We start from the raw sequence: 24,117 nt of genomic DNA on the forward strand, positions 1-24,117 counted from the left end.
ATCACCCGGGTTGAGTCTGACAATCCGATTTAGTATAACAAGAGTTTCAGCACAGAAAATCTCTAGACAGGGGAATTCTCAACCTCTGAAAAATAGAGGTGTTAATCGTAAACAGTTGTCGGTTGACAAACTAAGCTGTTTTAAAATAAAAATTTTTTTGAGCTAAAATTCAAGCTAAAGGCAATATTGACATTTTCCAGCGCTTCGACTAACCAAAATACTTTTTCTTTTGTAAAATTAGCATAATGATTGAATAAAACAGAGAAACGTTTTTCTAAATCTCCTTTCACCTTGCGAGAAATTAAAACTAATTTGAGTAATGCACCAATCACTGAAGTAGCACCTAAGTTATTCAGTAAGTCAACGAAGACAAAGTGACTCGGTTTTTGCGAACTTTCAACAACCATGAAGTTAAAGATTTTGCGACAAGTTCCTGCCATTAAAGCATCATTAACCTTTTGGCTATCGTTGTGACTTAAGGTTTCTTGTAAAACTTGATATAAACGTTTGTTGAAACTATTTTTACCATATTTTGGATCAATAGAACTGCTTAAATATTCATAAAGTTCTTCTTTAAAAGTCCGATAGGAGCGAGTTTGACGACTTTGTTGAACAAACTGTTGAGCCAACTCATGATAGCTATGTTGACCATCAACTTTACTGGTAAAATGATTAACAGCCGAGTAATATTTTTGCTCAGAGAGTAGAGTTGGGTTTTTAGTCGGTAATAGAATTAATCCCTGTTCAGCACAGTGAGTCCGATCCGTTACATACTGATGTAAATCATCATCGAATTGTGACTGGCTACGATGTCGCATCATGCGAATTTCTTGTCGCTGTTCATCGGTGCTATCATCGGTGAGGAAAAAATGTTCATATAAATAGGGATATCGAATAATCAGTGTATCTAAGGTTTTAGCTTCGTTTGATTCAGTATTTTTACAGTCTTTAAACGCTTTAGCTAAACGACGTAAGGCGTGATATTGTTCTGATTGAATAAACCGCTTAACCAGCGATCGCAAGCGTTGGGCTGTCCAACAAGGGGGTAGTCCCGTCGGTAAAAGTTCAAAGAGTTGGACTAATTCATAAATCGCCCATTGACATTTGCGGCGTTTTAACCAACGGTTAATTAAAATGTAGCAACAACGGTTCAGGATGTGGGAACATTCTTGATGAGAAAAATCTGCATCAACAACCCGACTTAAAGCCGCCCAAATTTCGGGATCAGGATATTCAACTTCACCTAAAAACAAGCTGCGAAAACGCTGAATCAACTGTTGGGGTGACTCAGTTTCGCAATAGTATTGTAGATGAGCATAAAGTTTCTGCTCATCTGAAGATCGAATTGAGTTGAACCCGATAGAGTTAATCACGGTTAGCCCTCTCACAGTCCAGGGAATAGATTTTAGCTTAACTAACAAGTTTTTGGGACATTTACCCAAAATTTAAAAGCGAAGATCTCAGATTTTGATTCTTCTTTTCTAAAGTTGGCAATGATCAACCCCTTATTTTCAAGATGCGCCCTCAGTAACTCCTATGACTGGCGTTAACTGAAATCATTTTTATCCCTTACTCCAGGAACATTAAACATTTTCTGGGGGGTATTAAAAGGAGATGCAGATTTTTTCAGACTCAATCCAAGAGGGAGACGTTAGCGTGGCGTATATTTATCTATACGTTTCTAGTTTAATAGAAGGTTTGATTCTGCACTGTAAAGTTTCAATCAAGAGCGCCCGAGACATTGTAAAGATTCGGTAAAGGTAGATTGAACTTTCAGGTGAGTTGGTGTAATCAAAAGCGATTGAGAGGAATGATGTTAGCGGCTTTTGATCAAAGCAAATGTGAATAAAAAACTAACTTTTACTATTGAGATTGATCGCCCCTAACGCTTTCAAAGTCGCTTTTTGAGCGGTGGTGATTCCGGTCACTCCGGTAATATTCATCCCGTGATAGGGCTTGTCTGTCTTGAGAACTTGCAAACATTCGCCCGTTTCCAGATGCCAAATCCGAATGGCTTGATCGTAGCTTCCACTCGCCCAAGTCTCACCCTGGGTATTGAGATGAACCAACCAAACTGGACTACCTTGGTCGGCTAACATTTTAACACATTCTCCGGTTTGGACATCCCACAATCGCACTTGACCCCGATCACTCCCACTCACCCAAAGTTGACCCTCAGCCCGAAAAATCAAAGCCAGAAGACGCTCAACTGTTGCTAACCCGCTTTTTTGACATTTTCCACTGCTGACATCCCACAGTTTAACTGTACTGTCGTAGCTACCACTGGCTAAACTTTTTCCATCGGGACTAAACGCCAACAGATGAACTCTTTGAAGATGTCCTTCTAAAGTGTACAGACAGTTCCCCGTTTGAAGATCCCACAGTTTGAGACTGTGATCATTACTCCCCGTCGCTAAAATTTTCCCATCGGGACTAAACGCCACAACCCCGACCCAACGGCTATGTCCGGTCAGTGTGTGTAGACATTCCCCCGTTTGGACGTCCCAAACCCGCACCGTTTGATCATCACTCGCACTGGCTAACATTCCCCCATCGTCGCTGAAAACCACCGCTTCTATTCGATCACTATGACCATGTAGCGTTTTCAAACATTCTCCGGTCTGGATATCCCACAACTTGACGGTACAATCATAACTTCCACTGGCCAGCATCCGACCATCTGGACTAAATACAACAGACCAAACCCAGTCTGAATGTCCCGAAAATCGTTTGATACATCGACCGGCTTTAATATCCCAAAGTCGAACTTTATTATCATCACTCCCCGTCACTAAAGTCTTTTCATCGGGACTGAGAACAAAAGACCAAACTTGATGTTTGTGACCTCGCAAGGTTCGCAAGCGTTGACCTGTAATAACATCCCATAACTGTACCATTTGTTCTTGACTTCCGGTGGCGAGAATTTTGTTATCCGGACTAAACGCCACTGAACAAACTTGACTTTCAAACCCTGTTAAGGTTTTGATACAAGTCCCCGTTTTAAGCTGCCAAAGTTTAACGGTTTGATCATCGCTGCTACTAGCCAGAAGTTGACCATCCTCACTAAATGCAACAGCCCAAACCGAATCTAAATGACCTTCTAAGGTATGAAAACATTGACCGGATTCGATATCCCACAACCGCACCGTATTCTCATCACAACTACTCGCAACCCAGCGAATTTTCGGAGATTTTTGTTGGGTTAAATCCGGCAACGCTTCCGAATCAGAAGCTAAATTTTTAGTCGTTCTTTCGAGAAAAGCAACTGTCCAATTCCAGGTCGAATTTCCGGTAAACGTTCGTAAACATTCACCTGTATCTGTAGACCATAATTTAATCGTTTGGTCATCACTACTACTAGCGATCATCGCACGATCAGGACTAAAAATCACAGTCCGAATCCCTTCCCGATGTCCGTTCAAAACGTGCAAACATTCACCAGAACACACATCCCAAAGCCTCACCGTTCGGTCATCGCTACCACTGGCAATCATTTGACCATCTCGACTAAAATTAACACATTTAATCGTTGCTTGATGTCCGAGCCACCGATCCAAACATTCGCCTGTACTTACTTTCCAAATTCTCACGCTTTGATCATCGCTACCACTGGCGAGTAAGTTCCCCTCTGGACTAAAAGCTATCGATTTGACAAAACCTGTTTTTCCCTGAAAAATTAACAATTTTTGACCGTCTTCTGTGTTCCATAATAAAATCTTTCCGTCTGCGTCTCCTGTCGCTAATTGGTTCTCTGGCCCAATCGCAACAGTCAGAGTATTTCCTAATGTTTCGGCAAAGACAGAACGGGATAAATCAGCACCCGAAAAATTCACGTTTTGTAAATTAGCATCTTGAAGATAAGCTTGCCAAACCGCAAGATGTGAAAAGTCATAATCCGCTAAATCTAATTCTAATTGATGACAGAGATTAATCAGATTTCCGCCTGCATATCCTGATTTTTCTTGAACATGATTTTTGAGTTTATCTAATAAATGATGAAATTTTTCTTGGAGTTCGACCCGCAGGCGATACCGTTCAGAAATACGTTGAACAAGGGGGTTGAGAATCACACGGGTTTGACTTTCTCTAATATAATCTTTGGCTTGGGATTTGATCAGGGCGTATCGGTTAAGCATGACAATATTTTCGGCTTGAATTTCTAGAAAAATATGCTCAATAAACTGTTCGATCATGTATTCCATAACCACAGGTTGCTGTGTAAAGCCGTGAGAACTTTTTTCAATCAATGATCGCCGTCTTAAAGACTCTAAAGATTCAATCGCTTCTGTAGGAGAAACAACGGAAAGCAAATCGGTTCGTAATTCTAATAAAGAAACAGGTTCTCGATTAATCGCCAGCCAATACATAATTTCAAGTTCTAACTCAGATAAACGTCCGAGTTGTTGTTCGAGTAAATCTCGAATATCCCCAAAGATAGCGGTTCCCTGTTGAATTTGTTCTAAAAATTCCGCAACTTGACCCCCAAAAACATCATCAATTGTAGTCGTGATTATTTTAATCGCTAGGGGATTTCCGGCGTAACGTTCGATTAATTGATGCCATTGTTCAGGTGATGCTAAAATTCCTTTAGCTTGAATTAAGGCTTGACAATCTTCGGTTTCGAGTCCCGTTAATTGCAAAGCACGAACATTCAGAATTTTTCCTTCTAATGCAGCGATTTCTCGGGGTTTTTCTCGACTGGTTAGGAGTAAACAACTTTGATGGCGACTTTCTCCTAAACGTTTAATCAGTTCCCCATAGTGTTCGTAGCCTTCACAATAGCGTCCAACTCGATCACCTTCTTGTAAAATCGATTCAGCATTATCGAAAATCACTAAACACCGAGATTCTCGCATTAATTCAATCAATTGAGAAATTTGGCGATGAATATCAGAGGATATATTAACTTGTTGTTCGTTTGATAAAAATTGGATGATTTCCGCTAAAATTTCAGATAAGGGCGGAGCATTTCTCAGACTTCGCCAAATCACATATTCAAACTCTGACTGAATTTTTTGAGCCAGTTGTACGGATAGAGAAGTTTTCCCAATTCCCCCCATTCCCAACAACGCCACCACCCGACATCCTTGAGTCACTATCCATTCTTCAAGTTGCTGTAGTTCTTGAGAACGTCCATAAAACAGCGAAACATCGGTGGCTTCTCCCCAGTCAATGTGGTGAGATGATTTCTCAGGGAGAATGGGTGAAGGAGGTTGAGGTGCGACGGGAGGATGGGGTTCAACGTCATCAGATGGATTTTGTAGGCTCTGAACTCGCTCGAGAACTGTGCGAAAGTTGGTTTTGCTGACTTTTTCTCCAAATTCATCCGACAGTAGACGCCACAGTTTCGGGCCAACATCTTGCTTGAGATATTCAGGAGTGCAACGATAGGCTAAGGCGATTTCGTGATATTTTTGACGACACCAAGTTCCTTGAACGACAGCCCGTTGAACATCGCTCAGGTGTTTACCCGTCTTGTCAAAAACAACAGCATCGGTTATCTTTAGTGCCTCTTCAAAATTCATAGCATGGGTGATGCGTTCAGCCCTCTGTTGTAGTTTAACCTGAATATTCCTCCCTTTTTCTGCGCTAGCAACCTGATTAGACAGGGATTTGGGCTAAATTACAAGGGGTTCGATGACTGGTATTAATTGATTCTATTTTAGAGGTTCTGGAGGAGTTTAGACAAATTGAAATGACTCGATCAATCTGATCGTCAGTTTCTTGTTGAAAAATAAGACTCTATTCAGATTTTTAATTAGTGATTAAAATGGGGTTATTTTATCGCTCTTGCTTCCAATTCAAAAGAGTTAAAATTTTTCACTTTTACGGAACTAATCTTAAATTGAACACGGCTGTCAACATCACTCAACTATAAGTTAGACCCCCAAAAAGATTGAAGACAGATTTATCGATTCATTGGATGTTTCATGATCTGGATCTGCACTATTAAATGTAGGTTTAATTTCTACATAACTTCCAAATCGTTCTAACCAGTCAAAAACCCGATCCAACTGTTCTAAACTGATTAAGCCATATTGCCACAAAATCATCGGTAGTTGACCACACTCTTGTTCGGGATGACGCAGGGCCATAGCGATGGAAGAGGCAGGGATCGCGAGTTCAAAGCGTAAAAACTGAATGAGTTGAGCTTGTTTGGTAGATAGCATTTTTATTTCCCTTCAAATCTCTAGTCGAGAATAAGTACATAACCGAATCTGCATTTTACGATCTTAAGTATTATGGATGGTTCCCAACTCTACCGTGACTCAAAACATCCTCTGCTTGTGATTCTACCCGTTTTTTTCTGTGATCTATATCACACTTAAGTAGTGGATCTATTTAATTAGGTTTTTTAAGTCTAGCTATAATAATAAGCTATTGTAAAGTCCGTAATATTACTGAGTAGCACTCATCTATACAGGCTTCATTTAAACTTTATAATGTTTTAATCTTTTGTAAATCTTTTGTAAAATTGTTGCATGATAGATCATTCTGTGAGAGTAGAGACAACGGATCGTTTTGTTTATCAACCTCCCCAAACGGCTAAACAAGCAAAACGTATTCTGGTTAAGCCCAATTTAGGGTATCCCGTCGGCCCACCTGTTACCGTCAGTCGAGGGGTTTTGGGGGCGGTTTTACAAGGACTCAGACAGGCGAACCCCAGCGCTGAAATTTTAGTCGTTGAGGGGGTCTGTTCTCCGGTATCCCTGCATGAGATTATTAACCGTAATGGTTTGTCTGATCTGTTCATAGATGGAGTTCAACTACTTGATGCAGATCAACTCCCTTTAATGGAATATCCCAACCTTTCCCCCCAGCCTGTACGCTTCCCCTCAATGCACGCTCCAGCTATCCTTAAAGAAGTAGACTGTCGCATCAGTATAGGCGCCCTCAAACGCACTCACCTCAACGGAGAACCGTTAATTTCTGCTTCTCTTAAAAACCTTTATGGGTTGTTTCCCCGCAGTAAATATAAAGCCAGAAGTCCCAACTCACGGGGACAGTTACATCGTCCCTCAGTTCCGTTGATTTTGCAGGATGTTTATTTTTGTATCGGACATTTATTTGATGGGGCGGTTGTCGATAGCGATCGCAAGTTTATTAGCCCTGACTGGAAACCCGATAAAGGAAAATCAATTTATTGCGGAAAAGTCTTTTGGGGTGATGATTTAATTAACGTTGATCGTGAGGCTTGTCGGATCGCAGAGGAACCCATTCCCAACTATCTCAACTGTATTGATCAACTGAGACAAAGTGAAATCAAAAGTTAAACCACTCGATTTTGACGAATACATTCAGCATACCAATTAAAACTCATTTTAGGAATGCGGCGTTGAGTGGGATAATCAATATAAACTAAACCAAATCTGCGATCATACCCCCACGCCCATTCAAAATTATCCATCAAACTCCAAACAAAATAACCCTTCAAAGGATATCCTTCTGAAACCGCCCGATAAGCCGAATTAAAATGTTGACGCAAATAGAAAATGCGATCGCTATCGATGACTTCTCCTTGTTGGTTTAATTCATCTTGGGCGGCGCATCCATTTTCTGTAATTAATATCGGTAAATTGGGCTGGTTTAACGTTTCGCTAATATGGCGAATTCCCCAATAAATTGATTCGGGGACAATATTTAACCAAGGCATATTCATTCGAGGATAACCTTTGGGTAAACCTAAAAATTCAAAACCCAGTTTGTTATTCGCCGCCCTAACATAAGTTGCAGAATAAACATTAAATCCCAAAAAATCTAACGGTTGATGAATAATTTCTAAATCTCCCGGTTGAATATCTGGTGCATTTTCGCCTAAAAGTTCTAACAAGATCGGACTATAATTTCCCGTTAACGCCGGAAAGAGAATTCCGCCATTTTGTCCACAAAGGGGAAAGGCATTTTTTGCTGCTAAAATATGTTCAGATGATTCTATAATAGGAACCGTTACCGCCCAATTATCTACCAATGCAACGGAACAAGAAACGGGAGAAGCAGCGCGAATAGCTTGCACCCCTAAACCATGTGCAAGTAACGCATGATGAGAGGTTTGCCAAATGTCTTTGATGCGACTTACACGAGTTCCTGGCGCGTGAGGCGGATCGCTATTTACCGCATAACTGAGATGGGTAAAACAGGGAATTTCATTAATCGTTATCCAGTGGGTAATGCGATCGCCTAAACGACTAACAATAGTATACACATAATCTGCAAAATCTTGGGCGATTTCTCGACTCCGCCAAGACCCATATAAATCCTCTAAAGCTTGAGGACTATCCCAGTGAAATAAAGTTGCATGGGGGGTAATTTTATGTTCAAGTAAACAGTCTACTAAACGTTGATAAAAATCGATTCCGGCTTGATTAATTTCTCCTCGTCCGTTGGGAACAATTCTAGGCCAAGCAATACTAAACCGATAATGTTTAACCCCCAGTTTAGCCATCAATTTAATATCACTTTCATAGCGATGATAATGATCGCAAGCAACTTCTCCGGTATCTCCATTTAAAACTCGTCCGGGTGTGGCGCTGAAGGTATCCCAAACACTCGGTAAACGCCCATCTTTTCGGGTTGCGCCTTCAATTTGATAAGATGCAGTTGCAGCACCCCAAATAAAGTTTTCTGGAAATTGATCATTCATGGTTGACCTCTGAAATTTTTATCAAATCTGTTCTCTTTCTAAGGTACAATACAGACGGGAAAAAGTAACGAGTTTAATTATAAAATTTGATGAAGTTGATTATGTTTAAGAGATTGTCACTGAGATTAATCTCAAGTCAAAACTCGGAATTGTTCACAGAGTTAGAGACATAAATCTTCACAGATATTGATGAGATATAATGATAAAAAAAGACACGCTAACGACAAAAATTTTCTCTCTTTGTGTCTTCGTGTCTTTGTGTTTTTCTTCTTTTTTTAGTTGAGGGGTTCTGCGGACCGTGTGCCAACAGATACCCCAATTCCTATTTCTCAATATTTTAGGAACGTATTTCTACTGATCTTCAAAACGGTTTGAAAATGTTTGAAAATGTTTGAAATGTTTGAATAATAGCTTCGGGTAGGATCAGAAATTGTATTCCGCTAGCAAAATGATGCGCCCAGCGAGGAAAATGGTTAAACCCATCAAAAAACGACAACCAGCCTAAATTGTCCCCGGAGTTCTCTGACTTGAGAGTATTAAATCTATTCCTCTAGGAAGATCCCGGTTTATATTTTGAGGATCTATCCTAGAACTTGATAAGTTACTTAATATTATAAGTAATCCTAGAAATTAAATGGGCTAATTTCTGACTTTATCTTTTTATTCTCAAACATTTTAGGAGGCTATTATGGCACAACTCACCGAACAAAAATGTGAAGCCTGTACCGCAGATGCAAAACCCGTAACTCAAGAAGAAATTCAACAGCTTAAACCGCAAATTCCTGAATGGGATTTAATTGATAGCCAAGGCGAAACTCGTTTACAGCGAACTTATAAATTTCCCGATTTTAAAACCGCTTTAGACTTTACAAATCAAGTCGGAAATGCAGCCGAAGCAGAAGGACATCACCCAGCAATTACCACTGAATATGGAAAAACAACCGTTACTTGGTGGACGCATACAATTTCTGGATTGCATCGCAATGATTTTATTATGGCAGCTAAAACCGATGATCTTGCTCAAAGCTTCCAATAAACTCTCACTCAATCATCGTTTAAATTAAGTGTTTGCATCCTCTCTGCAAACCTTTTTTCACGGGTTCAAGTTGCTTGAGTTCCAAATAGATTTTGATTCAACTTTTTTTAATCAACTTTAGATGAGAGAGGGACAATTTGCCGTAATTTTGGAGAATTTGTAATAAAAATGTATTACATGATGCTTTAGTTCTAAGCCTTGATCAACTGGACATCATGCCAAGGGTACGAGTCAATACGCTTGACAACTTTGCTGAAATGTGTTACAAACTATATATGAATTTAATAACAGTGATTCAGCAATTCTTCACTGTGAACTGGGGTTAGACTGTGCTACAACTCTCAAGGGTTTTTGTAAACAAATAAAAACCAAATTTTAAGAATCAAAACTTTATATTTTTATCGATAAAAAGTGAGTGAAATTTCTCGTTTTTATCCGGTTCAATCTCGTCAGTTTTTGCAGCCGGATAGATGTTTTATGCACGGGAGGAAAAATAAGACGTGAACTTACTAAAACCATACCGTTTTCACACAAAAGCGTTTATTGAACATCAAGCCAACCGCATCCTAGAACAGATGCAAACGACAACACATTTTGCTCCGAATTGGCCGTTTGATGGCTCTTTAGTGGCTGATTTTCTCGATTTAGGCGTGGTTTGGGATGTCATAGAACCCGACGAACAAGGGGCGATTGCTGCGAGGATTTTACCGAGAGAACGACTGATTGAGATTAACGAAAATATTCTCAACAAACCTCAAGGCTTCATCGAATCAACCCTCGCCCACGAAATCGGCCATTGGGTGTTACACGTGAACCATCAAGCGATTCTCCAAGCCGCCACAGACGCCGAAGAATCCTTTGTTTGTCGCTCCCAGAGTAGCATCGCTCAAATCGCCTCCATAGAATGGCAAGCTCAATATTTTGCCAGTTGTTTGTTGATGCCGCGCTATATTATGGAGCAGAAACGCCTCAGTCGAGACTTAACAAAATGGTCACACCTCTATGAACTCCGTCAAGAATTGGGCGTCAGCATCTCCAATCTGGTTTGTCGCCTGCAAGATTTAGGCTGGATTCATATTCGTCCCGGAGAACGCACCATTTATCCCGGTTGCGAAACCCTCAAACAACCCCAACAGTTGATCAATCACCAGGCTCGGGGTCAATCCCTGAGTCGGTTGATCATGCTAGAAGAGGCCAAACGTTAATTGTCCCAAGCCTCAACTCGGGACTTCGTTGCAGCAAAAATCCGGTTTCTCCCCACAGAAGCCACTCTCTGACTACCTTCTGGGGAAATCTGAGATTGCCGCGTTTAATTTTACATTCACAGCCGCTCTAACACGCTATATTTACAGTCTGAGCAAAGTGAATTTGTCAATAACCCTATCTATGGTGTAGAAATCGCTATGACTGCCCTTCCCCTTTCTCGCTGGGAACTCCAAAACCCCCAACAACTCGCCGAATTACTAACAACAGCCCAAACCTGGAAAGAAATTGAGGCTCTCGGAAAAGCATACCCCGACTGGAAACGGGAGGCTTGGGAGTTGCTGTCCCCAGAGAAACGGGAATATATCCAACAACTCAAACAGTGGAAAGATTGTCCCACCGCTCAAAAATTTCCCCTTGGTTGTACCGTTGAGCGAATTAATAGCACCCAAGGACTCACCGGACAAGTAATTAGTTACTGGAGTGCCTATGGTGTTGATTATGTCATGTTTAGAGTTGGACAGGATATTGACTGGTGTCAGGCTATTTTTTTGAAGAGAGTTAAAGCAGATAATCAATCCTCAGAAAATTAAAACCCCAAGCCAAAACAGTCCCTCAAAAACAAATGAATTGGCTGATAGGTGAAGTTCATTCCTCCAACTATCTGCTGATTCCCAATCTTTCGAGATTCAAATATATGTAGGTACAATATTTTTGGTCAAAACTGAAAAGGAGAATTAGAAATGACATGAGAATCTACCATCTTAAACAACCTTAGCAAACTCCCTGCATCTATCAAGCAATCAGTGCTTCTCTACACCGAGTTTCTAGTCAGTCAGTACGCCAAAGAAACAACTGGAATCTCCAAAAGTCCTCCTTTTATTTCATCACGGCGATCGCCATCTACTTGTATTTTTACGACTATTCAAAAGACTTGTTCTAATACCATTTTTGCTAACTTTTCTGCCGCTCCCGGTTCCCCTCGAACTTCAACTAAACGATCGCGCATTTGTTGTAGTTTTTCGGGATTTTGTAAATAATCTAACGCTAACTCCGCCACTGTTTTCGCTTCTAACTTTCCAACTAACTCCGGGACAATTTCCGTTTTCGCCCAAATATTCGGCCAAGCAAACCGTTTCCCCTGTTTTAATACCATCCAATTGATCGCTTTTGCAAACATTGAACCTGCTAAGGGTAAATTCGCTAATAGCCCCGGTATTCCATCCCAAGCCCGCATCGCATCTAATTGTTGGGTGGGAATCAATACAATCATTGGCACGCCTAAACACCCTAATTCAGCCGTATTCGCCCCAACTGTTGTTAAACACAACCGACATTGAGACAACAACCCATAAGCAGGGGTTTCAGTGTACAAGTAAATTTTTAAACCCGATTCTAACTGAAAATAAGGCGGATTAGCATCCTGTAAAATTGCCTTAAAATCACCGATTTGTGCTACAATAGGATTAAACTTTGGATCGGCAAATTGCGCTAACGTTGATAATTCTAACGTTGGGGCGACGGGAATCATAAAGCAAGTTTGAGGTCGTTTATTGTGTAAATATTGGGCGATCGCTAAGGTTAACGGCACACCTTGCGCTAGTTTCGCAGCTTTTGAACCGGGTAACAACCCAATTAATTCTACATTCGGATCGCTTAAAAAGTCTAAATTCAGTTGTTGATTTTTCCTCAACTGCACATCCGCCATCAAATCCCCAACAATCCTAAATTTAGCAGAATATTGATTCGGAATTGCTTCAATCACCTTAGCATTCATCGCCGCAAAACTATCTATCCATCGCCACCAACGCGCATCCCATTCTGCATAAATAACGCTACGATAGCCTAAGCGTTTTGCTGTGATTACGGTAAAAAATTGATCGCCACCCAAAAAAACAACCACACCTTGAGGATACCAGTCCCAATTTTCGGCGGTTTTTCCCGATAATAAAAATTGCCAAAAATAGTCGGCACTCTGAACCCGATCTATTTCTGGAAAAGAACTTGCGATCGCCACTTCTTTTCCGGTAGCATGAGGACAAGGCGAAAGGATGAGAGAAATTCTCACCTTTTCCCCTTGATTTCCTAACTGTTTTCGCAATGCCTCAACCACTGGACGAACCCAGGTTGTGAGTTCTCCAGGGCCGTTAGAAAGGATTATAATATCAATAGGCTGCACCATCTCGTTTCTTGAATAAAAACCCAAACCACGTTCGACATGATCGACACAAAGATTGGATCGATTTAAAGCGGATGTGTCCAGTGATATTCCATGTATTTTGTAGTGTTTAAAGCGACTTCTTGACCTAATAATTTTGCCACCACATACAGCGACAAATCTATTCCGGCGGCAATTCCCCCCGAGGTGAGAATTTTGTCTTGCTCGACAAACCGTTGATTTTCGACAACTGTTGTATTGGGTGCAATTTCTCGCAGTAAGTCAAAGGCTTGGTAATGAGTGGTTGCTTTTAAACCCTCAAGTAAACCTGCTTTTGCTAAAATCAAAGAACCCGTACAAACGGACATCACGAACTCAGCATCTTGAGAACAGGTTTTAACCCAATCTAAAATCGGCGATCGCTTCATCGCTTCTCGACTGCCAATTCCGCCCGGAATGATTACAATATGAGGAGAGGGGCAATCAGTCAGCGTATATTCGGGATTAACACTCAGCCCATTTTTGGCGCGAATAGCTTCTTTTGTTTCTGCAACGGTGTACACCTGAAACGGTTTATTTTCATCGGATTCTGAGGTCACAGAAAAAACCTCAAACGGCCCGGCAAAGTCTAGAACTTCGACATCATTATAGATCAAGATCGCAACATTTTTTTGGGTCATTGTCTTTACCATTCACTCAAATGATCAATCTCTTAAAACCAAGAGACATTTTTGTTGTCATTTCTCAACCCAAACAATGATGAAAAACCTTTTAAAATCTCGTACTATTCTCCGCTTGAGTCTTGCCTTTGTAACCATTTTGATAGTTTGGCAATTATTTTCTTCGGCTCAGGCTTCTACCAACTCTCAACTGGAATTTCGGATTCGGCGCTTAGAAACTCAAATCGGTCAATTGAGAGGGGAAATTAGCGGTTTAAGATCACGATCTTCTCCCTCGGTTAATATTGTTGAAGTTCCGCCTGTTGAAAATATTCCGCCCGATCCGCGATCGCATTTAATGTCTGGTGATCCGATGTTTGATCGATTAGCAACACTGGTGATTGAACTCAAACAAGATTTTCAACAACTTCAGCAGCGTGTTGACCAGATCGAATCTCAGACCGAAACCTAAAAACAGCAAGAGATTGAAAATCCTTAAAGTGCTGCTCTAGAATTCATTTTGATCAAATTCAATCCGAAATCGGGAGCAGCACCAATTTATTAAATCAAAAATTAACAGCGTTTCCAACTATTGGATGATATGGAAGTAGTAAGCGGCCACCAAAAAGTTGATTGCTAAAAGTAAGATTGCCCAGAAAGCGCGAAAAGTGTAAGGTGCTTTGGATTGACTCTTTGTCATAAACTGAATTCCCAATTCGATGACTTTATTAAAGCATAGATGAGATCATTTTCAGACAAATGGGGATCAATCTCTTTCCTAAGCAAGATCAGTCTATTTCTCCAGCATGATAAGAACTGCGAACAAGTGGGCCTGATCGCACATGAGAAAACCCCATTTCTTCAGCGATCGCACCGAACCGTTCAAATTCGGCTGGAGTCCAATATTTCTGCACAGGTAAATGTGCTAGAGACGGACGCATATATTGACCCAGAGTCAGGCGATCGCATTCAATTGATCGGAGATCTTCAAGGGTTTGAATAATCTCCGCTTCGGTTTCTCCATGTCCTAACATTAATCCGGACTTTGTGGGAATAGTTGAATCCAGTTTTTTAACAATTCTCAACACATCCAACGATCGCTCATACTTAGCACCCCGTCTAACCGTTGCTTGTAGACGTCGGACGGTTTCGACATTATGGTTATAACAAGCGGGTTGAGCGGCAACGACAGTGGCAATGCGTTGATATTGGAGTTCACTGGGATCACCCCCACCCTGTCCCCCCCAAAAATCCGCCGTCAGGACTTCAATCTCGGTTTGGGGGTTATGTTGCCGAATCGCCTCCATCGTGGCGACAAACCAAGCTGCACCGCCATCGGTTAAATCATCTCGGGCGACAGAAGTCAACACCACATAACGCAACCCAAGAAGCTTTACCGCTTCGGCAACCTTTTGGGGTTCATCCGGGTCTAACGGCATAGGAGCATGACCCTTATCCACTTGACAAAAGGCACAGGAACGGGTGCAAGTCGGCCCCATCAGCAGAAAAGTCGCCGTACCGTTGGCATAACATTCTCCCCGGTTTGGGCAACGTCCCTCCTCACAGATGGTATGAATTTGGCGCTGTTTGATAATACGCTGAACTTCAGACAGTTCACTGGCTTTTCCAATCGGACGCCGCAACCAGTCAGGCATGGCCGCCACAGTTGCTCGTAGGGAATTAGGTTGAGGCTGAGGTGTAGACGGGGAGTGAGTTGGGGTTGACATCTTCAACGTAAATGTATGGCAATATCCCTATAGGTTAGTACAACAAGTTAACAGTGACCAGTTTTACCAGTTACCAGTTACCAGTTATCAATCTTGCCTCTTAACTGTCCCCTGTCCCCTATCCCCTATCCCTCTTACCTTTTGCCTGTTGCCTTTTGCCTCTCTTACAAACTTTGCTCTCGGCGGAAACCGCCGGGCCGCAAGTTTGCGCTTTTGCCTTCTGCCTTTTGCCCTTTGAGGCTGATCCAGATTACTCTAATGTATGAAAAGAACTCGGGTAGAGTTCTAAGCTATGAGTCACAATAGACTCAAAGAGGAACACTTAACTCATCACAGGGAGTCAGTCGTGGCAGGTCGGAAAATCCTGGTTATTGATGATAGCAAAGTTATTCGAGTGCGAGTTCGGGAAATGCTGCCTCCGGGTAACTTTGACGTCTTAGAAGCCAAAGACGGTAAAGAAGGACTCGAACTGGTTCATCAGGAACATCCCAACTTGATTATGTTGGATTTCCTGTTACCCAAGTTGAGCGGTTGGGAAGTGTTCCAGCAGATCCAAGCTCATAATGATCTGCGGAAAATTCCATTAGTGTTAATGTCGGGTCGTAAAGAGGAGGTCACCGAAAAAATTGCTGAACCCTTTGAGTATTTTGAGTTTATCGAAAAACCCTTTGAGAAAAAGCAACTGATCGAGGCGATCAAGTCAGCTTTTGCCAAGGCGAACAAAGTCCGAGAACCCCAACCGAGTGCTGCACCTGCTGTAACTCCAGGAGCGCTATCAACGGCTGACGCGGCGAAAATTCAAGCCTTAGAACAGCAAATGGTCAAGATGCAAGCCGAGATGAACGCCCTCAAAAAACAACTTGTTCAACTCAAGGCTTTTGTTCTCAAACAAAAAAAGCCCTCTTAAGCCTGAGAGGGGAACTGCTAAAATTCACTGTTCATTCCCTGATTCCCGTTATGACTCTAGATGCTTCTTTTCTCACCCAACTGAGTGCGACGGCAGACTCACTCACGCAACGGTTGGATCAATTTTCTCAAGCCAAAGTCTTAGTTGTGGGAGATTTAACCCTAGACGAATATCTCACGGGTCAGGTAGAACGTCTCTCTCGTGAGGCGCCGGTGTTAATTCTCAGACATGAAGCGACTCGTCAGATTCCCGGAGGTGGGGCGAATGCGGTGTATAATCTGGCGAAACTGGGTGCAACGGTGAAAGTCGCTGGTTTTGTGGGTGAGGATGAACAGGGTTTGGCTTTGCGGCGAATCTTTGAGCAAGCGGGAATTGACACTGGGGGAATGTTGCTAGACCCTCATCGCCCGACGGTGACGAAAACTCGCATTTCCGGTCATGCCCGTCAGTCGGTGACGCAACAAATTGTCAGAATTGACCGCAAATCTGATGATTTACCGGATGCGGACTTACAGTTACAATTGGCTGACTATATTCGCCAACAACTGGGGACTGTAGATGCAGTGGTTTGTTCGGACTATGGGGATGGGGTTCTCACGCCTGCGACGATTAAGGCGGCTTTATCTCATCCTTTGACGGTGGTGGATACACAGAAGGATTTACATCGGTTTCCGGGGGCGAGTGTGTTTACTCCCAACCTGCCTGAAGCGGAACTGGCGGTGGGATACTCGATAACGGATGATCACACCCTCGCTCAAGCCGGAGAGGACTTGTTGAAACTCACCCAAGCCGCTCATATTTTGATTACTCGCGGTGAAGATGGGATGAGTCTGTTTTCTCGTTCAGACAATAGCAGTCCGATTTTATCCCATGTTCCGGCTTTCAACCGCACGGATGTGTTTGATGTCACCGGAGCAGGGGATACGGTGGTTGCAGCGTTAACGCTGGGGTTGTGTAGGGGGGCTTCGATGCGGGAAGCGGCTATTTTGGGGAATTTAGCCGCGAGTTTGGTGGTACGTCAGTTTGGGACGGCGACAACGACGACTGAGCAAATGAAAGAAACGTTGCGATCGCTTCTCTCGGAACTGAGTTCCATCTAAAATTAGCTAATATTTTATTGATTTGGATCAGCTTTAAATGCAACTCTCTCAGACGGCAATGACCAGCTTTTCACCTCACCTAAAGTTACTGGCATCTGAAGCACCACATCAAGGGTAAAGCGGAAAACCTTGCGCCCCCGACGACTACTTTCCGGGTCGAAAAACTCAAGCTTGACATCCCAACAGTCACTGTTGATGCGACAGAAGGGGCTTTTTTCGACTTTAATGGTGTCGAGTTGCCGACGTTCAGCGATCGCTTTTGCAAAGACGGAAGCCGCTTGGAAGATATTGGTGGCGGCAAAGTTGAGGGCGCGATCGCGAGAAGTCTGACCCACATTGCGGAGATCGTTGTAGACTCGGTTGAGGAACGAAGTCAGAGCTTGTTGGACGAGGGGTGCTTGGGCTTCGTCCACCTGACGAGCGATCGCCGCCATCGCCGCGTTGACCAGGGTATTCACTTTCCAGCCGTACATTCCTCGGAGGTCATGTACCTTCACGACTGGCACAACCTGACCAGAGAATAGTTCAACTGTGCGGTTAGTTTGTCGGGCGGGGATGCTAATTCGTTCTACAAATTCATCACTGCTTTCTGGTTCCAGTTGACCTGCTAACATCAGCACAAACATCTCGTAGATCTGGTCTGAAAACGGTCCTGTTGGTTCTAGGACATAGATCGTGTCTCCATCCAGGCTCAACGTCCAGATCAACGAACGGCTTTCGTCTGGGTTGCGATCGAGGTGTTCAACCATCTGACGGGGATCGTAGGGGTCTGGCGGAACCAAGATGCTGTCCATTTCTACCGGAGCCATCCGTTCTTTGAAGGTATCAACACGGGTTTCATCGCCAAAGTCATAGCTCAACGTTCCCAGAGCGTAAACATGGCCCGAAAAAGCGGTACTAGCCTCTACCGTAGCGGGGTCAGCAGTAGCCGGGTCAGCCGCCGCAGTTACCGCTACTTCGGCTGCCATTGGCGTAGCGGCTTGCATTGTCATAGTAGAGTCTCCAGCCGAACTTGCTGCGATCGCAGTCATCCCAGCAGGAATACTCGACGTATCCCCAGCGATCGCCGTGCTATAGCCAGCCCATTCGGTGCGGGTCACTTGGTCGCCTGCAAAGGAAATGGTAACAGAAGGTTGTCCAAACAGCACCTTCATCGCCCCAGGGATATTCACAAAGCCGCGTAGACAGCGTTCTGGTTCTTCTACAACGTTTGGGTCACAGGGAATAGCAGTATTCAGCAGTGCGGTTCGGACGGCTTCAGCATCAACAGTTTTGCCCTGTTGCACTTGCAAACTCATTAACAGCGCAGCAATTCCGGTCACGATGGGGGCTGATCCACTGGTTCCGGTTCGCAGTTTCGGTTTTTCACTACCGAGTTGCGCTCCCCAAATGTCGTCACCCGGAGCCATAATCCCCTCTTGGGTGTAGTTGCGTCCCCAGTTACTATAGTGGGATGGTGGACTGCCTAGATCCATTGCTCCAACCGGAACGACTCCTGGCAGGACACCAGGCAGACACCAATATTCACCCAAACCATTACCCGCCGGCCCAACAATTAGAATGTTGTTATCCAGGCACTTCTGTACCGCTTTAGCCAATAGCTCATCCCCTTCGCAGGTTTGGGTAGGGCGACAGAACCCACAGTGAATGATATTTGTCCCTAAATTCAAGGCTTGCTCAAAGGCACGAGCTAGGTTCAAAATAGCAATAGATTCTTCGGGAATCCCCGTACTGTTAACTGGCAAATTAATCAGGCGACAGTGAGGAGCAATACCAGCAGAAGGGGTGTTCTCTTGACCCACGATGATGCTGGTGACATGGCAAGTATGGTCATCGACTTTAAGACGGACTATCTCCGGTTCTGGAAAAGCTGCTTTGAATGCTTCTTCTTTCTCCTGTTTGGTGCGATCGCTATCATCAATCGCTCGGTATTTGGCATAGTCTTCTGGGGAAAACGGTTCTGGCGTGTCGTGCCAGTAGGGAAAGACTTTAGAAATTTCAGCGCCCTGGAAACAGGACAGGGAGTGATCGGGGTTGCCTTCGAGAACCACAATCGTGATGCGGGGGTCGCCAAGGGTTTGGTTGCGAATATGAGCCAGTCCAGGGACACGATCATCGAGGTCGTGGGGATGGAGTGCTACCAAAGCTGGGGTTGCAGAACTCTCAATCCCACTGGCTGAAATAGCCGCAGATTCAGTTTCATTCACTACAACATCCGATTCCACTTCACTATCGGAAGCCTCTGAGTCCATGACTTCAGTCGTCGTCTGGGATACAGATTCAGCCTCACTCACCGAAACCGCTGCCTCTGTTGTCTCCACCGATTCTGTAGGTTGGGTTGAGGAACGAAACCCAACATCTAGTTCAGATGTAGGTTGGATTGAGGAACGAAACCCAACATCAGCAGGCTCAGGTTCCGCCTCACCCCTATCCAACTCAACCGCGCTCACCGAGACTGCTACCTCCGCAGACTCATCGGAGGGGTCAACTTCTTCAACTGACTCAACTCCACTCGCTTCCACAGCACGATTCGGCAGCGATCCCAACGCGAACTCACCTACCGCCGACTCTTCCACATAGTCCAGACCTGCTGCTTGTCCAAAACCATCGCTATCTCCAGCCCCCAACGCGCAGGGAGCCAGACCCATATTCGTCGCCACTAGATAGAGATTTTGCTGCAACACTCCGACGTGTTTCAGCACTAGCGCATAGGCTACAGAGCGATACTTGCGGAACAGACGTCCAAACCGTGCCGTAACCACGAGAAGGACTTGTGGTTTTCCCCAAGAGCTTGATAGGTTGTTGAGAAACTCATAACCTGACCGAGAGAAAATATCGCTTTCTGCCGGAACAATCTGCTCGAGTTGATGGTTCAATGGGTCGTAGTGATATAAACCTGTATCCAAGCCTTCACATCGCCGCACCACCGGATAAATCTCTAACTCATACATTGCTCCCCCATCAGGATAAAGTCGGCGGCTCAACTCACCACAGTCGTCAATGTCCGCGTCAAAACCTAGTATTTCCCGCCAATTTTCACCAAACCACTCCTCCACTCGAAGAATGTCTTTGACACGGGCAGTACGATAGAGCAGTTCACTGAGTTGTTCTATGGTGATTGGATGTGCCTCGTCGTATTCTCGAATCGATTTCCGCGCTTCGATCGCGGCTGTTAACGTAGCATCGTTACTCATCAACGCCACCAAGTTCGGACGCGGCAGCGGCACAATCTGGTCGCTCATGGGTGGTTTCACCACCGGAAAATCAGACCACTGCTCGATGTTAATATCCTGTGTCGGATAGTCATGGCGACCCAAGCGGCTGCGGCTGTGGAACAGCAGGTTGTGAAAGTCCCAAAGCTGGAGCGAGGGGGGTTCAGGGTCAGCCGTCAGAAACCCCGCAGCCCACAGCAGGTTGAGAAACTGATAGGCGGTTTCTGCACCCAAGTACGGCGGTGGTGTCAGTGATCCTAAAGTTTGGGGCTGGGCGAGTTGAGCTAAGATCGCACTGGCTCGCCAGTCGAGGAGCTTGACCCGAAACTTCGACAGGGGGGACTCCAGTACCATTGTGCCTTCGTAGGGATGTTGATAGGCAAAACGGGAGAGGCTGAGGCGGGTTTGTGTCCAGTAGGGTTCGGTGAGATTCAACTCGGCGGAATCCACCATCGGAATCACCACTGCTAGGGGCAATACAGCATAACTCAACCAACCCCGCTCATCCAATTGTTGTAGTATCTGCCCAAACTGTTCCCCGGCTGCCTGACCCTCGAGTTCGGCTAACCCTTGCACGAGTAATTCAGGGGTGGTGTTGCCTGCCTTGAGACTATCAAGAGCCATACCCATTCCGGGCGTTGTGGCAACGGTTAGCCAAGCATTCGGCTCAGATTCTGCTCCGTGCAGAGTATAACCGTCTTTAGTGCTGGTAACTTGGACAGCAGGGTTAAGGGAAATAGCAAAAGGGCAATTGTTCATATTGATTGATAATGGTAAACAATAATTAGATAGGTGGGAAATTGAAAAAAAGTTATAATAAAATCTTATAACTTGTAGGATGGGTTAGGGGCGGGGATGATTTTTGGGAAAAACCAATAAGTTTTGATTCCGCGCCGTAACCCATCACCGGGGATTCTGTATAGGGATCAGCTATCCAAACTCCCAAATTGCTAACGAGTTACCCAGATTTAACTGTGCATTTTTACCAAAAGTAAAGGTTTTTTCCTGCTGTAATTGCTCTTTGAGAGTGCAAACAACCTTGCGAATTCGATAACGGGGAGCAACTTTCTGGCATACTTGGATCATAAAACCATGAGAATGATAGGTAGTAATATCTCCTTCGCAAGATGATTCATAGCCAAAAGCTTGAAGGAGTAATGCTAACTCCTCCTGTTCCGATAAAGTCAATTCAAGATGAACTTCCGATACGTCATCAAATAAAGAGGTTTCGGAAGTATCAAGGCTTTTTAGATAAGCAGCACGGTTAAAGCAACCATCACTGGTAAGTTTGATGTTTTTATACTTTAAATAATCCTGATGAAATTCCATCAACCATGAAGCAAAGGCTTCTCTCTCTGATGGGTTGATGGACAAATAATAAAACCAGGGAACTTTTCCAGCTTCGGTTTGACGAACTTGCAAATCAGAAAGTATTTCTTTAGCTCCTAATAAGGGTCTAAGCTTTTCCTGTACAATATCAATCTGTCCTGCTTGTTGACTATTAAAACCAATACCAGAAAAACCTTCCCTCAACCCTTCAGCACCGCCGGGAGGAAAAAGCTCTAGATAGGAATGTTTTCCTCTGAGATAAATTCCCGTCCAACTTTCTGCATCAGTTTTTACAGTATCTCGGGATATTGTGCAGAATTCTTGGCTAATAAACTCTGATTTGGCAATTGAATCTAGGGTTTCTGAGTCGAGAGTAACATATAAATGGTTAAATTCTATTCCCATATTCTTACTTCTTGACAGGGATATTGGGGGAGAGGCGGTTAACATTCTTCAGATCGAATGTAGTAAAAATCAAAATTTTCTAATCGACTGTTTTCTAACTCAGGCTCTGTAACAACCACAACATTATATAAGAGACAACTTTGACTTTGGCAAAAGTCATAAATCCGATCACCTAAGCTATTAAACCTAAAATATTTAGGAATATCTTTTATAGTTTTGAAGTAAAACCATAAAACTGGCGTTACACGGGCTTTCGAGAAGCATATTTTTACCTTAAGACGATCGAGAGCAATACCGATTCCCGGCGTTGTGGCTAGGGTTAGCAAAGCAGTCGGATCGGATTCTGCCGAATGCAGGGTGTAGTGGTCTTCGGTGCTTTTGATTTGGATATCGGGGTTGAGGAAAACAGCGAAGGGGTGATTGGTCATGGCGATCGATAATGGGAAACGATGATTGGGCAAGTAAGTTTATGACAGCAGCGAGCGGTGAAGCAATCGGGAGCGGTATTTTGAGCGATCGCCTTGAACATGACAAGTGGGTTCAATACCACAGTATCCTTCAATTTCAAGAACAGCTTCTTCAAAGAGAGGGAGGGGAAAGCTAGGCTCTACATCGAAAAAATCTCGATGAGTCCGTATGAACTGAAGACGACGTTCTCGTAAGTTAATCTGTTGAAATGAAGAATTCAGATTCATGATTTTTCTCAAGTGATAGGTAAAATTCGTCAATGTAAAATTTCGTCTGTATTTCAAGCAAAATTTCGTCTGTAATAAATGCGAAAATCATCCAATCTATTAACCTCTAAGTCCTGCTCAGTTACACCGATCCAAGTAATCGTAATAGAATCCTGACTTCGACAAAAGTCATACACTCTATCACCTAAAACATTGAATAAAAAATGTTCCTTTACATCTCTTAGATCATCAAAGCCAAAATATAATACTGGACTGACATTAGCTCGAGAAAATCCGGCCATAAAAAAATCTGAAGCATCAAGGAGTGAAGAAACTTTTTGCGAGAAGTTTTTTCGTATGTAAGATCTGGTGGATTTTCCTTGATTGTTATGTAGTCCATCTTTTTTTCTTGAAGAGTAAGTGTATAACTCAACCTCACTATGCCCATTCAAAAAAAAGTCAAACCCAATCATGCGGCAATCTTTCAGGATAGTCTGGACTAATTCAAGCGGGTAATAACCACCATCAAGAGCAATTGCCATACTCACCAGATCTTCAGAATTTTCAGAAACCATAATGTGTATTTTTGCACTCGAATCCTTAAGTTCTGGACGTAAGTCAAGTCCTATGGTCACCCCAATGATTTTGCCAGAAGTGATGTGTGCTGCCAGAAACTGCTGAAGTGAGCTGCGGTTAATTTGAACACCCACTCTACTTTCAATTGAATCCAAAAAATTCAAGGCTTGCACCAATGATTTATGCCAAAAGTTTTCCTGATTGCTAAAAATTTGATCACTAAAAATCAAAAAACGACCTGCAAGCAATCGATCCTCTTGAACCTTACAAGACAGCTCAACTATACTACTTCCCTCTAGCTCAACTACTAACTTTTCAAAAAGTGGCAGCGGAAAATCAGGGGTAACATCAAAAAAATATTGATGACCACGCATAAACTGAAGGCGCTGTTCCCGTAGATTGTTTTGCTGAAATCTAGAATTAATCGTCACAATTTTACTTCCTAATAAAACAGTTTGTAAGCATCTAAGGCGAATTACATACACTCATT

General features: G+C 43.4%; 20 protein-coding genes. 7 read left to right on the forward strand and 13 right to left on the reverse strand.

Annotation, left to right across the window (positions count from 1 at the left end):
• Positions 1 to 140: 140 nt before the first annotated feature.
• The 3 genes from VB836_RS23460 to VB836_RS23470 all read right to left on the reverse strand — a co-directional run bounded on the left by VB836_RS23460 (position 141) and on the right by VB836_RS23470 (position 6,170).
• The gene (locus tag VB836_RS23460; protein ID WP_323223065.1) at positions 141 to 1,373 is read right to left on the reverse strand and encodes a hypothetical protein; all 1,233 of its coding nucleotides are present in this window, start codon (positions 1,371 to 1,373) and stop codon (positions 141 to 143) included.
• Between the two features lie 480 nt (positions 1,374 to 1,853).
• The gene (locus VB836_RS23465) at positions 1,854 to 5,525 is read right to left on the reverse strand and encodes a WD40 domain-containing protein (protein ID WP_323223067.1); all 3,672 of its coding nucleotides are present in this window, start codon (positions 5,523 to 5,525) and stop codon (positions 1,854 to 1,856) included.
• A 354-nt stretch (positions 5,526 to 5,879) separates the two neighbouring features.
• Entirely contained in the window at positions 5,880 to 6,170 is a 291-nt protein-coding gene (locus VB836_RS23470) for a DUF2949 domain-containing protein (RefSeq protein WP_082172405.1), read from the reverse strand.
• Between the two features lie 312 nt (positions 6,171 to 6,482).
• On the opposite strand from VB836_RS23470, the gene VB836_RS23475 reads away from it, so the two are divergent.
• Complete coding sequence (locus VB836_RS23475; protein WP_323223069.1) at positions 6,483 to 7,274, forward strand: DUF362 domain-containing protein; 792 nt, start codon at positions 6,483 to 6,485, stop codon at positions 7,272 to 7,274.
• Here VB836_RS23475 and VB836_RS23480 read toward each other — a convergent pair.
• On the reverse strand, positions 7,271 to 8,641 hold the full coding sequence (locus VB836_RS23480; protein ID WP_323223071.1) for a GH1 family beta-glucosidase: 1,371 nt from the start codon (positions 8,639 to 8,641) through the stop codon (positions 7,271 to 7,273). The two genes, VB836_RS23475 and VB836_RS23480, sit on opposite strands and share 4 nt — an antisense overlap.
• Before the next feature lie 688 nt (positions 8,642 to 9,329).
• Between VB836_RS23480 and VB836_RS23485 the strand changes: the two genes are divergently transcribed.
• The 3 genes from VB836_RS23485 to VB836_RS23495 all read left to right on the forward strand — a co-directional run bounded on the left by VB836_RS23485 (position 9,330) and on the right by VB836_RS23495 (position 11,473).
• Complete coding sequence (locus VB836_RS23485) at positions 9,330 to 9,677, forward strand: 4a-hydroxytetrahydrobiopterin dehydratase (protein WP_046276672.1); 348 nt, start codon at positions 9,330 to 9,332, stop codon at positions 9,675 to 9,677.
• Positions 9,678 to 10,177: 500 nt separating this feature from the next.
• On the forward strand, positions 10,178 to 10,882 hold the full coding sequence (locus VB836_RS23490; RefSeq protein WP_323223073.1) for an ImmA/IrrE family metallo-endopeptidase: 705 nt from the start codon (positions 10,178 to 10,180) through the stop codon (positions 10,880 to 10,882).
• A gap of 198 nt (positions 10,883 to 11,080) precedes the next feature.
• Entirely contained in the window at positions 11,081 to 11,473 is a 393-nt protein-coding gene (locus tag VB836_RS23495) for a hypothetical protein (RefSeq protein WP_323223075.1), read from the forward strand.
• A gap of 332 nt (positions 11,474 to 11,805) precedes the next feature.
• Here the strand turns inward: VB836_RS23495 and VB836_RS23500 are convergent, their stop codons facing one another.
• On the reverse strand, positions 11,806 to 13,062 hold the full coding sequence (locus VB836_RS23500; protein WP_323223077.1) for a glycosyltransferase family protein: 1,257 nt from the start codon (positions 13,060 to 13,062) through the stop codon (positions 11,806 to 11,808).
• Between the two features lie 62 nt (positions 13,063 to 13,124).
• Positions 13,125 to 13,718 carry a DJ-1/PfpI family protein gene (locus tag VB836_RS23505; protein ID WP_323223079.1) on the reverse strand — a complete coding sequence of 198 codons (594 nt, stop codon included), beginning with the start codon at positions 13,716 to 13,718 and terminating at the stop codon, positions 13,125 to 13,127.
• A 76-nt stretch (positions 13,719 to 13,794) separates the two neighbouring features.
• Between VB836_RS23505 and VB836_RS23510 the strand changes: the two genes are divergently transcribed.
• On the forward strand, positions 13,795 to 14,169 hold the full coding sequence (locus VB836_RS23510) for a hypothetical protein (protein WP_049561290.1): 375 nt from the start codon (positions 13,795 to 13,797) through the stop codon (positions 14,167 to 14,169).
• Positions 14,170 to 14,286: 117 nt separating this feature from the next.
• On the opposite strand, the gene psaX is transcribed toward VB836_RS23510, so the two are convergent.
• Positions 14,287 to 14,397 (reverse strand): photosystem I protein PsaX, encoded by a 111-nt coding sequence (gene psaX, locus VB836_RS23515; RefSeq protein WP_072075644.1) that lies wholly within the window; start codon positions 14,395 to 14,397, stop codon positions 14,287 to 14,289.
• 88 nt (positions 14,398 to 14,485) lie between these two features.
• On the reverse strand, positions 14,486 to 15,424 hold the full coding sequence (gene lipA / locus VB836_RS23520) for a lipoyl synthase (RefSeq protein WP_323223083.1): 939 nt from the start codon (positions 15,422 to 15,424) through the stop codon (positions 14,486 to 14,488).
• A 346-nt stretch (positions 15,425 to 15,770) separates the two neighbouring features.
• Between lipA and VB836_RS23525 the strand changes: the two genes are divergently transcribed.
• Together VB836_RS23525 and VB836_RS23530 are read left to right on the forward strand one after the other, a co-directional pair.
• The gene (locus tag VB836_RS23525; protein WP_046276677.1) at positions 15,771 to 16,331 is read left to right on the forward strand and encodes a response regulator; all 561 of its coding nucleotides are present in this window, start codon (positions 15,771 to 15,773) and stop codon (positions 16,329 to 16,331) included.
• A 50-nt stretch (positions 16,332 to 16,381) separates the two neighbouring features.
• Positions 16,382 to 17,431 (forward strand): bifunctional heptose 7-phosphate kinase/heptose 1-phosphate adenyltransferase, encoded by a 1,050-nt coding sequence (locus VB836_RS23530; RefSeq protein WP_323223085.1) that lies wholly within the window; start codon positions 16,382 to 16,384, stop codon positions 17,429 to 17,431.
• A gap of 14 nt (positions 17,432 to 17,445) precedes the next feature.
• Here the strand turns inward: VB836_RS23530 and VB836_RS23535 are convergent, their stop codons facing one another.
• The 5 genes from VB836_RS23535 to VB836_RS23555 form a co-directional block, all read right to left on the reverse strand.
• The gene (locus tag VB836_RS23535) at positions 17,446 to 21,402 is read right to left on the reverse strand and encodes a PatA/PatG family cyanobactin maturation protease (protein ID WP_323223087.1); all 3,957 of its coding nucleotides are present in this window, start codon (positions 21,400 to 21,402) and stop codon (positions 17,446 to 17,448) included.
• Between the two features lie 171 nt (positions 21,403 to 21,573).
• On the reverse strand, positions 21,574 to 22,377 hold the full coding sequence (locus VB836_RS23540) for a DUF5829 family protein (RefSeq protein WP_323223089.1): 804 nt from the start codon (positions 22,375 to 22,377) through the stop codon (positions 21,574 to 21,576).
• A gap of 38 nt (positions 22,378 to 22,415) precedes the next feature.
• On the reverse strand, positions 22,416 to 22,805 hold the full coding sequence (locus VB836_RS23545) for a DUF5838 family protein (RefSeq protein ID WP_323223091.1): 390 nt from the start codon (positions 22,803 to 22,805) through the stop codon (positions 22,416 to 22,418).
• A gap of 39 nt (positions 22,806 to 22,844) precedes the next feature.
• Positions 22,845 to 23,072, reverse strand: a complete 228-nt coding sequence (locus VB836_RS23550; protein WP_323223092.1) for a DUF5838 family protein — start codon at positions 23,070 to 23,072, stop codon at positions 22,845 to 22,847.
• A 53-nt stretch (positions 23,073 to 23,125) separates the two neighbouring features.
• Complete coding sequence (locus VB836_RS23555) at positions 23,126 to 24,058, reverse strand: LynF/TruF/PatF family peptide O-prenyltransferase (RefSeq protein WP_323223093.1); 933 nt, start codon at positions 24,056 to 24,058, stop codon at positions 23,126 to 23,128.
• Positions 24,059 to 24,117 lie beyond the last annotated feature (59 nt).

The sequence above is a fragment of the Limnoraphis robusta BA-68 BA1 genome (genome assembly GCF_034932365.1).
GTDB classification, from domain to species: Bacteria; Cyanobacteriota; Cyanobacteriia; order Cyanobacteriales; family Microcoleaceae; genus Capilliphycus; species Capilliphycus robustus.

Bases quoted from the DNA above. Each gene is read 5' to 3' on its own strand.
- VB836_RS23485 (WP_046276672.1), top strand. From the start codon at position 9,330: ATGGCACAACTCACCGAACAAAAATGTGAAGCCTGTACCGCAGATGCA.
- lipA (WP_323223083.1), bottom strand. From the start codon at position 15,424: ATGTCAACCCCAACTCACTCCCCGTCTACACCTCAGCCTCAACCTAAT.
- VB836_RS23510 (WP_049561290.1), top strand. From the start codon at position 13,795: ATGATGAAAAACCTTTTAAAATCTCGTACTATTCTCCGCTTGAGTCTT.
- VB836_RS23495 (WP_323223075.1), top strand. From the start codon at position 11,081: ATGACTGCCCTTCCCCTTTCTCGCTGGGAACTCCAAAACCCCCAACAA.
- VB836_RS23470 (WP_082172405.1), bottom strand. From the start codon at position 6,170: ATGCTATCTACCAAACAAGCTCAACTCATTCAGTTTTTACGCTTTGAA.
- VB836_RS23535 (WP_323223087.1), bottom strand. From the start codon at position 21,402: ATGAACAATTGCCCTTTTGCTATTTCCCTTAACCCTGCTGTCCAAGTT.
- VB836_RS23475 (WP_323223069.1), top strand. From the start codon at position 6,483: ATGATAGATCATTCTGTGAGAGTAGAGACAACGGATCGTTTTGTTTAT.
- VB836_RS23500 (WP_323223077.1), bottom strand. From the start codon at position 13,062: ATGGTGCAGCCTATTGATATTATAATCCTTTCTAACGGCCCTGGAGAA.
- VB836_RS23545 (WP_323223091.1), bottom strand. From the start codon at position 22,805: ATGACCAATCACCCCTTCGCTGTTTTCCTCAACCCCGATATCCAAATC.
- VB836_RS23480 (WP_323223071.1), bottom strand. From the start codon at position 8,641: ATGAATGATCAATTTCCAGAAAACTTTATTTGGGGTGCTGCAACTGCA.
- VB836_RS23465 (WP_323223067.1), bottom strand. From the start codon at position 5,525: ATGAATTTTGAAGAGGCACTAAAGATAACCGATGCTGTTGTTTTTGAC.
- VB836_RS23540 (WP_323223089.1), bottom strand. From the start codon at position 22,377: ATGGGAATAGAATTTAACCATTTATATGTTACTCTCGACTCAGAAACC.
- psaX (WP_072075644.1), bottom strand. From the start codon at position 14,397: ATGACAAAGAGTCAATCCAAAGCACCTTACACTTTTCGCGCTTTCTGG.
- VB836_RS23530 (WP_323223085.1), top strand. From the start codon at position 16,382: ATGACTCTAGATGCTTCTTTTCTCACCCAACTGAGTGCGACGGCAGAC.
- VB836_RS23550 (WP_323223092.1), bottom strand. From the start codon at position 23,072: ATGAATCTGAATTCTTCATTTCAACAGATTAACTTACGAGAACGTCGT.
- VB836_RS23505 (WP_323223079.1), bottom strand. From the start codon at position 13,718: ATGACCCAAAAAAATGTTGCGATCTTGATCTATAATGATGTCGAAGTT.